We start from the raw sequence: 10,504 nt of genomic DNA on the forward strand, positions 1-10,504 counted from the left end.
TTATTGTGTAGTGTATGTATATTTATTTAATCTTTTGATAAATAAGTATCAACAAATTTTTAAAAATAGATAAGAATTGTAGTATTTGTTTACTAATGATAAATTTGAAATGTTTTAGCAAATTGTAATGTCATGTGAAATCAATTTGATACAAGATTTGTGGTCTTTTCTATAATGTTGTAATTTTTTGGTATAGTATATTTCAATGGGAAAAGTTTTTTCAGTATATCCTGCAGAATCATTTTTGTCTGTAGTGGCAAAGTTTGTGTTTGATGTTGTTAATGATATTTTTTCTAGTGCGATAATTATAGTTCCTAATCAAGAAAATGTTGAGTTGTTATGTAATGAATTAAAACTTTACTTTTCTGATGCGGCTCTTGTGCAGATGAGAATTATGTCATTATCAGATATAGATCGTGATTTATTAGTAAGTAATCATCATGCTGTTAGGATCATGAATCCAATAAGAAAACTTTTATTATTGATGGAGTTCATAAAATTATGGAACTCTGAGAACGATGATAATTACCCGTTATCTATGAGTTATGAACTGTCTGCATTGTTGAATGAAATGAATGTACATTGTATAGCGTTATCTAATTTAGAGAATCTATTTGATTGTGATTTACCAGTACATTGTCAAAAGACAGCGAAATTTCTTTTTAGGTTATCTAAAAAATGGAGAGAAATTTTAAAAGAGGAAGAAGTACTAGATATATTAGAACATAGGAGTTTATATATAAATGACTTAATTAAGTATTTGGAGAAAGAGTCATTAAATAGTATTGTCATTTTTGCTGGAATGGCATTTGATGAATTTTTTATCAACTTTATTCAATCATTGTATAAGTTACCTAATACTAAAATTATACTTCCGTATGTGGATATGACTATTTGTCAAAGTGAGTGGGAATTATTAGAGGAATATCATTATCAGTATTGCATAAAGAGTGTGTTAGATATTTTGAGTATTGGTAGGGATGATATCATTTTTTTAGGTAGTCCAAGTAATTCTATATTTGTAAATAGTGTGTTTAATTTTAATTTATTTTTAGAAGCATATCATAGAAATGAAATTCAAGATTATAATGATTATAATCGTGTTAAATTGATAACTTGTGCTTCAGATGAAGAAGAAGCGCAAGTTGTATCTGTGCTTGTGAGAGAAAATTCTTGTAATGATCTTGCTATATTTACAAATAATTTATTATTAAGTAGAAGAATAAATTCTATTGTAGATTCACAAAAATTGTTAGATCAATCTGACAGTAGTTATCTGATATTTTCTTTCTTATTGAATATATTAGAGGTTGTCATAAGTAAATGGAATCCTATATCATTATTATCATTACTTAAACATCCTTTTGTGACTTTAGGGTATGTTCAGAAAGATTATGAAGCTTTGGTGTCGTATTTTGAACTAAAAATTGTAAGGTACTATTCTAGTTGTGATTTTTCTAGTATGGAAAGTAATGTAAAAGAACAAGCTCCAGATTTATTACATTTTTGGGAAAGAATAAAAAGTATTATGCTTCCTCTAGTTAATGTAAGGTATGAAAAGATATCTTCTATAGTAGAAGCTCATGTTGTTTGCATAAATCATTTATTAGAAGGTAATATTACAATTGATCTCAATGATAGTAATAAGATTGAAGAATTTTTTAGTAACTTAAGGAACTCATGTAGTGGTATAAAAATATATGGGATAGATTTATACAGTGAGATTTTAGTATCAATTTTGCGTAGTCATTTTTTTTCAGAAAATTATAAATTGTCTTGCATTAACTTGTCTAAGAGAGAAGTAGTAATTTTTTCTGGATTTAATGAAATAAATTATTGTGTAAATTCATTTGGTACACTATTAAATAGGTGGATACGTGCTAAATTAGGATTGCCTTCTATTCAAAAAGAGAGAGGTTATTTTGCATATTTATTACATAGCTTCTTTTATTCTGATAGAATTTATATTACTCAGTCTTTAAAAAGCTTTGGTAAAATAAATGAAGAATCTACTTGGGTTAGGCGGTTAAGGGTTTTAGGCAAGCTTTATGATATAAAAGATTTGAAGTGTGAACCTTATTCAGGTATTCATGATAAGTCTTTATTTGATGGTGTAAAAAATTTAGCATATTTGAGACCTAACCCTAATCCAGAGATTGATAAAAGATTAGGTTCATTTAAGATCTTATCGTCAACTGCTTTAGAAATTTTGGTAAAGAATCCTTATGTGTTTTATTTAAGTAATATTTTAAATATTTTACCATGTAGAAATATTAATGAAAAGTTTTCTATGCGTGACTTTGGGATTATTGTCCATAACGTTTTACATAAGTATTTATTAAATAGTAATAGTCAGTTTAGATGTGAAGATTTAGTAGAAATTGCTGTATCAGAGTTATTGAATAAATATAAAAATTTTCCTCAAGTTGAGACTATTTTATGGCCTAAGTTTCAAAAAATAGCTGAGCAATTTTTTGAGATAAGTTTAGAAAGAAATAACTATATTGATGAGATCATAACAGAGAGTTTTTTTTCTTGGGAAATCAATAATAATATAAAAATAGTGTCTAAATGTGATAGAGTAGAGTGTTTGCGAGATGGTAGTGTTGTTATTATTGATTATAAAACTGGTGTAATTCCTTCGCAGTCAGATATTAATTACGGTATTTCCTTACAAATGATAATACAAGCATTAACGGTAAAACAGAGTCTAAAAAAGGATATTTCAGGGTTGATGTACTGGAAGATAAGTGCAGAAGATATGAAGATAATTCCTATAGATAATTACGTTGAACTTATGAAGCAATTGGAGATTGATTTGAGACAGTTAATATTGAATTATGTTACTTTTATGAAACCATTTACTGCATCTTATGATGTGTCTAGATATAGTGATTATGATATTTTGACTCGTACTAGGGAATGGATATATTTTATATAAATACTTAATCTCTCATTAGTGTGTAAGATTATAAAAACTTTAGATATTATAACCTCATACGCTTTGTTAAATCTCATAGCTTACGATTTTTAATGTTAGAAATAATGTATTATTAAACACTATATAAATTTTTTATCGCATTGGATTGTAAATGATAGGCCAAGTTGTTTAGTTGGTATGGTGTAAAAAATAAACTAAATTTAATAAATAGAAATGTATAAACATATAATATAACTGGTGAATACTGTAATTGGTGTTAAAAATTTTACTACTATAAAAAGAGGTTCTTACATTATTTAAAATGCTTTTTTTATTTATGTAATGTGTTGCATGTTATCACCATTATTTTTTGTAGAATGCCTCTTTTATTAGCAAAAGTGTGTTATTTTAGCATCAGTATTAATTATACAGAGATATATAAATTATGATGTAATATGAGATATATAGTAAAAGTTGATTAAGTATTTCTCGTGTTAAATAATGATTGACATGACAAATAAATAACTGTAGATTTTTGGTCCTTTGTTTATTATTTTGGTGTCTGAAATGTCACATAGTACTAATAAGAAAGCAATTTTTTCTCTTCTTTTTTGTGCTTTTATAGAGTGTTATGATTTTTTAATATACGGAAATTTTGGTCATATATTTAGTCAGATGTTTTTTTCTCAAGTTAATAATGAAAATCTGTCCTTAATATTATCATATGCTATATTTGCAATAGCTTTCTTTGTTAGACCACTTGGATCATTATTGTTTGGGTATATTGGGGATAAATATGGAAGGAAAGTTTCTTTATTTATTTCTGCCTCTATGCTTATTTTATCAGTTGGAGGTATTGCATTTTTACCTACTGTTGATTCTATAGGTGTATTAGCTCCTATTTTATTAGTGTTTCTGCGTACTGTGCAAGGATTGTCTTTTGGAGGAGAAGTAGGTGCTATTGTTTTAATAGCAGAAAGTGTTGGTGAAAATAAAGTTGTTTCAGTATTAAGTTTACATTTTGTGTTAGCAGTCGTAGGAGGTGCGGTTGGATCTTTTGTTTTTAAATTATGTTATAACTTTATTCCAGAAGTACAATTTTATTCTTGGGGTTGGAGAATACCATTTATTGTAGGGTTAATTATGTCTATAATATTACCTTTTTTACGTCATTCTATTGAAGAAAGTAGGCAGTATTTAGATTATACATCTGGTAGAAAAATTTCTAAAGTTCCTATTTTAGATATAGTGTTACATTACAAGAAAATTTGTATTATTATATTTACCTTAGTAGCAACTGCTAATGCATTGTTTTATATGTTTTTTGCATTCTTAAATATACCACAACAAGTAAGTATGACAATTTATAGTTTGTTGATATTGACAATGTTAGCATCAGGCTTTATATCTTTTCTTATGTTTCGAGTATGCAAACCTGAAATTGTGCTATTTACAATTCAAGTTGTATTTATTGCATGTGTATCTCCTGTAATATGCTTTTTAGGTCTTGATTCTGTAATTAGTTTTTTTATTCTGGCAGTTGTATTAGGTATGTATGCAACTCCTTTATTATCTATTTTAGTGTTTTTATTACCAGTTAATATAAGACAAACTGGCTTTTCAATGTGTTATAGTGTTGCTGTTGCAGTTTTTGGTGGGGCTACTCCTGCAATCTGTTTATGGTTAAGTAATGTAACTCAGTTGAGTATATCTCCTGTAATTTATTTAGATTGCTGTGCATTGTTATCTATGTTTGGTATTTTGTGCTTAAAACAGCATAATGTCAAAAAATGTGAACAAGTAATGTATGCATAATTGGAATTTAAAACAGGATTGCTTGTTAAATTTTGGTGGTGACTGTCAGCAGCGTCATTAGTGCGCTAGGTAGTTGTATTTTTAAGATAATTGCTTAATTAGTATATAGATTTTGGTTAATGCATGTTACAAAAAATAATAAGTTTTGGTAGGAATATTTACAGGAGAGTTTTGCTATTTATTTAAGTATTAATCTGTATGCGTTCTATAAAATAATGTATTTTTCATAATAGTGTTTAAAGTAATATTTTGCTGTTTGTTTATAGGTAATCTGCAAAAAATAATTTTAGTTTCAATATGTAATGTGTGTAATTTGTGGGCAAATAGTTATCTTTTAAGTGGTTCTTGGATAATATAAATTTTAAATTGTGAATGTTTTTAAAAATAATGTGTTTGTAAAGTGGGTTTGTTGTGTAAATATTAGAATGATTATCGTTAGCCAAGTGGATAAAGTGCTTGATAAATGGCTGTATTGTTAAGTAAATATTGGTAGTGTAGATTTTGAAATTTAATATGTTATAAAAGTAATAAATTTATCATTGAAGTATAGTTTGTGTCTTTGTGAACTTCAAAAATAGATTCAAGTAGTTAAAACAATATGATAAGCAAGTAATTGTATTTTTGTAGATATTAGTTGTTATTGTGATGTAAGTAAAAGGTAGCAGTATAATAGGTTTTTTATTAGTTGATTATAATATAGTTGGGTATTTTATAGAATGTATGTTGTCTTGTTTTAGTAGTATGTAGTATTGTATAGATCAAAGGATCTAGGTGAATTATTTAGTCATTTGATGTTGGTTGACATTGATAATCAATGGTTATAGTTATAATATGAGATAAGTATCTAATGAGTTGCATATATGTCAGCGCATTCTAGTGTTAAGCCTATGTTGTCAATACTTATATGTACGTTCATAGAATGTTATGATTTTTTGATCTATGGAAATTTTAGCAAAATGTTTAGTAAAATGTTTTTCTCACATCTAACTGAGGATTTTGCTATGGTGTTATCACTGATGTCATTTGGAATGGCTTTTTTTGTGAGACCTTTTGGAGCATTATTATTTGGTTATATTGGTGATAAATACGGAAGGAGGACTGCTTTATTGAGCTCTGCAGCTTTGCTTATTATATCTGTAGGTGGTATAGCTTTTTTACCTCTTTTTGAAACCATAGGTATATTATCTCCTATTTTATTAATAATATTGCGTATTTTGCAGGGCTTGTCTTTTTCTGGAGAAATAGGTGCTGTGGTTTTGATGGTAGAAAATGCAAAAGATGCTCGTAATATTGTTTATGCAATGTATAGTCATTTCGTGGTAAAGGTATTTGGTGGTGTAATTGGATGTTGTGTTTTTAAATTATGTAATAACTTGATTCCTGAATATCAATTTTATTCTTGGGGGTGGAGAATTCCATTTGTTGTAGGATTGGTAATGTCTTTATCATTCCCTTTTTTGATTAATTCTATAGAGGAAAGTAGGGAATATTTGGATTGTAGTAATAAGAATAAAATTTCGAAAGTACCTATTATAGATATAATATTAAATTATAAACATCCTTTTATAGTAGTGTGCGTTTTTATACCTTTTTGTCATGCTTTATTCTATACTTTTTTTGTATTTTTGGAAGTGCAGAGCAGAGTTAATATGCTGATATATTCTTTATTGGCTTTAACAACAGTTTTATCAGGTTATCTAGTTTATCTTGTATGTAGATTATATAAAACTACAACTGTTGTGTTTAATATAAATATATTTTTTATTGTCATTATATCTCCTATTATGTGGTTTTTTGGTGAATCTATTTTTACTTATTTTCTAGTAGCGTTGTCTTTGGGTATGTGTTCTACACCTCTTGGTGCTGTACTTATGCTATTATTTCCAGCAAATGTTAGACAAACTGGTTATTCAGTTGCTTTTAATATTGGAATAGGATGTTTTAGTATGTTAACTCCAATGATTTTCTTATGGTTGTCAAAATTAGGGTTATCTACTGTATTTTGCATAGATTTTTATGCGTTATTTTCTTTATATGGTCTTTATTACCTCAAGAAAGATAAGAATGTTATTGAATACGAGAGTATGTTTAAATAATTTATATTGATTCAAGTTTGTGAGATTTGGGTATATTGAGTAGAATTTATGCTATTTTTGTATGGCATAGTTGGTTATTTATAATATATTTGCCAATGTTGTATAGTAGTATTATATAGTTTTATTTTTTAAATAATAGTGCTAATAGTATTACATATAAAGTCATTTCTAAGAGCTTTTTTGTTAGTTTTAAAAGCATTATAGTAGTACTTTTTATGTTATTTGTAATAGCTTAATGTTCTATGATTTTATTGCTGAGTTATCAAGTATTGAGGGTTAATAAATACTGAGGGTAGAAACTCAGCTACACTTTACTCTTGAAAGGTTTGATTGCGTAGTATATTTTTATAGCAGTAGTTTTATTAGAAGATTAAATGTTGATATGTGAGGCGGTAATTAGAGACTAAAGTAGTGTTGATTATGATGTTTTTTATATTAGGATATTGTGGTAATTATTTAGTGATTTTATAGATTGTAGGATGTGTTTCTTAATATGATAAACACGTAACTAATGGTATGCATGTGATTTATGATGTTCTATGTCAACAGTTAATATTGTGATGCAGTTTTTGTATGACAGCATTTAATGTAATTTGAAATATTAATATACTAATGAAATGATTTGAAAATGAAGCAGCATTGTGTGATATAGCTATACCTTTTGTATATGATTATACATAGTATTGCAAGTTGAAAAAGAGTAGTAAAAAACTTTCTTGAATGCAGTACTAAAAGTGATATTTATTGAAAATAGTATCCATATATATCTGTTAGATGTGTTGCGATTATAGATGTATTTGTTATAGTTGTTTACAATGCAATGGTATTTTATTATTAGCAAATAACTACATTTCATGTTGAGAAAAGTTGGTAATGCAATAGTTTAATATAACAGAGTAATACCATACATTTGAAAGTTTATACTTTGCTGATAGTGTGAAAATGAAATGTTATTTTTTAACAGTAGCTACACTGTAAATTAATGCTTTAAGTTGCATTTAAGTGCAATAAAATTTTTTCAGATGAGTAACTAAGAGAGTTGTATAATTATAGTGATAAATAACTTATTGTGCTTAAAATGGTATTTCGTCGTCAATAATTATATCATCACAACTGCTATCTTGAAAATTTTCTTTACTAAAGCTTTCTGTAGAATATTCATTAGGTATAGCATTATTATCCATGGTATTGCTTTTAGCATCTAACATATACAATGCTGAGTTAAATCCCTGTAGAATCACTTCTGTTGTATAACGGTCAACGTTATTTTGATCTGTCCATTTTCTTGTTCGTAATGATCCTTCTATGTAAATCTTACTGCCTTTACGTACACAGTTTTTTATAATTTTGACTAAACCTTCGTTAAATACTACTATATTATGCCATTCTGTTTTTTCTGTACGTATGCCAGATGTCTTATCTACCCAGCTTTCTGATGTTGCAATGGAAAAACTTGCCATTTCTTTTCCATTTTGCATTACTCTAATATCTGGATCTTTGCCTAGATTGCCTATTAAAATTACTTTATTTACGCCGATAGTAGACATAGTTGTATTTTCATAATGAATTAACAAGCATTATTATCGTATTTTATTAACAAATCAGTCAATAATTTTGTTATGAATGTTGTTAAAAAAAATGGACTAATGGTACAGAATGATGTTATCTAGAGTATTTACTTTTTGATTATGGTTCACAATGGATAATTCACTACCAGTAATAAGGAGCAAAACAATAAATAATGTTTTTAAAGTTATGGGTGAAATGGCTGATGCAATACTTTCTTGGGTCGGTAGTATTAATAAGGATTTAACCAGGGATCAAGATATTAGCAATCTTTATGAAAAAATGAAAGAATGTGTTAATCCAAAAGGTGGGGAAATTAAAGCGAGATACAATACCATATCTCTTGGTAATTTATATTTGAACTTGTCTGATGTTGGTAAAATAACGTTTTTTAAGTTACTAGAAGAAAAGTTTAGTGCTGATAGAATTGAAATAGATGAAAAGATAGGTGATTATATACGTGAAATAGATGAAGGTGAAAAAAGAAAGTGTGAATTTGAATTGATTACAGTTTTAGAATCTCCTAGGTTTCATATACTTAAGCAATTTATTTCATTACCTGATGGGTTAAAGTTTATCGTTGACATGAGAGCTGATGTAATAAGATTAAAAGATAAACATCAGTTGTTCTTTTCTCTAGAAAGAGATTTGAGAAACATATTGTCTTCTTGGTTTGATGTTGGCCTTCTAGATTTGCATCAAATTACATGGGATTCTCCGGCTTCTTTACTAGAAAAGTTGATTTTGTATGAGGCAGTGCATGCAATTTCCTCGTGGGATGATTTGCGGGATAGATTAGATTCAGATCGTAGATGCTTTGCTTTTTTCCATTATAAAATATCAGGTGAACCTTTAATTTTTGTAGAGGTTGCCCTTGTTGATGAAATAGCTACTAGCATACAAATGTTGTTAGATTCACATGTGCCACCTAAGGATCCAAAAAATGCAAAGGTTGCTATTTTTTATTCTATTTCAAACACACAAATGGGACTTTCTGGAATTAGTTTAGGTAATTTTTTAATAAAACGTGTTGTGAATAAATTATCAGAAGAATTTCAAAGTATTAAAATTTATGCAACTCTTTCTCCAATACCAGGTTTTGTTAGATGGCTTACAAGAATTTTGCCAAATAATCTTGAATTATTAAGTGAACTTAAAGTTAGTGTCTCTATTGATGAGATAATATCATATGTAAATGATAAGCAGTATGCTGATTTATCTCAAGACATTAAAAGCTTATTTTTAAAACTATGTGCTTATTATTTAGTGAAAGCTAAGAATGCTGATAGAGCGTTAGATCCAGTTGCGCACTTTCATTTAAGTAATGGTGCAATTATCAAGCAATTAAACTGGATGGCTGATGTTTCTGAAAAAGGTTTGAGTAGTTCAATGGGTATTATGGTAAATTATCATTATGAATTATCTAAAATAGATGATAATTATGAAAATTATGTAATTAATAAAGAGATTAATTGTTCAAAAGAAGTATTGTCACTGTTAAAGCGTTGATTTAATATGTTTTATTTAGATAATATGTTTTTATGAAAGTTATTAAAGGAAATAGATGTGATTGGGAAGTAGTGGTAGGGCTAGAAGTTCATGCACAAGTTATTTCTAATTCTAAATTATTTTCTGGTGCTTCAGCAAAAACTTATGATGCTTTGCCTAATACACAAGTGTCGCTTTTTGATGTAGCAATGCCTGGTATGTTGCCTGTCCTTAATGAGTACTGTATTTATCAGGCAGTAAAAACTGGTATAGCTTTATCATGTAAAATTAATAAATGTTCAGCTTTTGATAGAAAAAATTATTTTTATCCTGATTTGCCTTCTGGTTATCAAATAACACAGTTTTATTATCCGATAGCTACAGGAGGTAAAATTGTTTTAGAAGATCATGATGCTAAGGAAGTTCGTATTGCGAGAATTCATCTTGAACAAGATGCTGGAAAGAGTATACATGAGTTTGGTAATACTTATATCGACTTTAACAGAGCCGGTGTTGCATTGATGGAAATAGTATCGGAACCTGATTTAAGATCTGTTGAGGAAGTTGCGGAATATCTGAAGAAATTACGCATGATATTGCGTTTTATAGGTACATGTGA

6 protein-coding genes are annotated in these 10,504 nt (G+C 27.9%); 5 read left to right on the plus strand and 1 reads right to left on the minus strand.

Features of this window, described 5'->3' with window-relative positions; all coding sequences use genetic code 11:
* Positions 1-205: 205 nt before the first annotated feature.
* The 3 genes from DRF75_RS01360 (at position 206) to DRF75_RS01370 (ending at position 6,831) form a co-directional block, all read left to right on the plus strand.
* Complete coding sequence (locus DRF75_RS01360; RefSeq protein WP_129992533.1) at positions 206-2,941, plus strand: PD-(D/E)XK nuclease family protein; 2,736 nt, start codon at positions 206-208, stop codon at positions 2,939-2,941.
* 546 nt (positions 2,942-3,487) lie between these two features.
* Positions 3,488-4,735, plus strand: a complete 1,248-nt coding sequence (locus DRF75_RS01365) for an MFS transporter (RefSeq protein ID WP_045170619.1) — start codon at positions 3,488-3,490, stop codon at positions 4,733-4,735.
* 860 nt (positions 4,736-5,595) lie between these two features.
* On the plus strand, positions 5,596-6,831 hold the full coding sequence (locus DRF75_RS01370) for an MFS transporter (RefSeq protein WP_129992534.1): 1,236 nt from the start codon (positions 5,596-5,598) through the stop codon (positions 6,829-6,831).
* A 1,073-nt stretch (positions 6,832-7,904) separates the two neighbouring features.
* Here DRF75_RS01370 and ssb read toward each other — a convergent pair.
* The gene (ssb, locus tag DRF75_RS01375) at positions 7,905-8,378 is read right to left on the minus strand and encodes a single-stranded DNA-binding protein (RefSeq protein ID WP_045170621.1); all 474 of its coding nucleotides are present in this window, start codon (positions 8,376-8,378) and stop codon (positions 7,905-7,907) included.
* A gap of 151 nt (positions 8,379-8,529) precedes the next feature.
* Between ssb and DRF75_RS01380 the strand changes: the two genes are divergently transcribed.
* Complete coding sequence (locus tag DRF75_RS01380; RefSeq protein ID WP_045170622.1) at positions 8,530-9,906, plus strand: malonyl-CoA decarboxylase; 1,377 nt, start codon at positions 8,530-8,532, stop codon at positions 9,904-9,906.
* A gap of 32 nt (positions 9,907-9,938) precedes the next feature.
* Positions 9,939-10,504: Asp-tRNA(Asn)/Glu-tRNA(Gln) amidotransferase subunit GatB (locus DRF75_RS01385; protein ID WP_458692843.1), on the plus strand; the 566-nt coding region annotated here is incomplete at its 3' end.

This window comes from Ehrlichia minasensis, assembly GCF_004181775.1.
Taxonomy (GTDB): domain Bacteria; phylum Pseudomonadota; class Alphaproteobacteria; order Rickettsiales; family Anaplasmataceae; genus Ehrlichia; species Ehrlichia minasensis.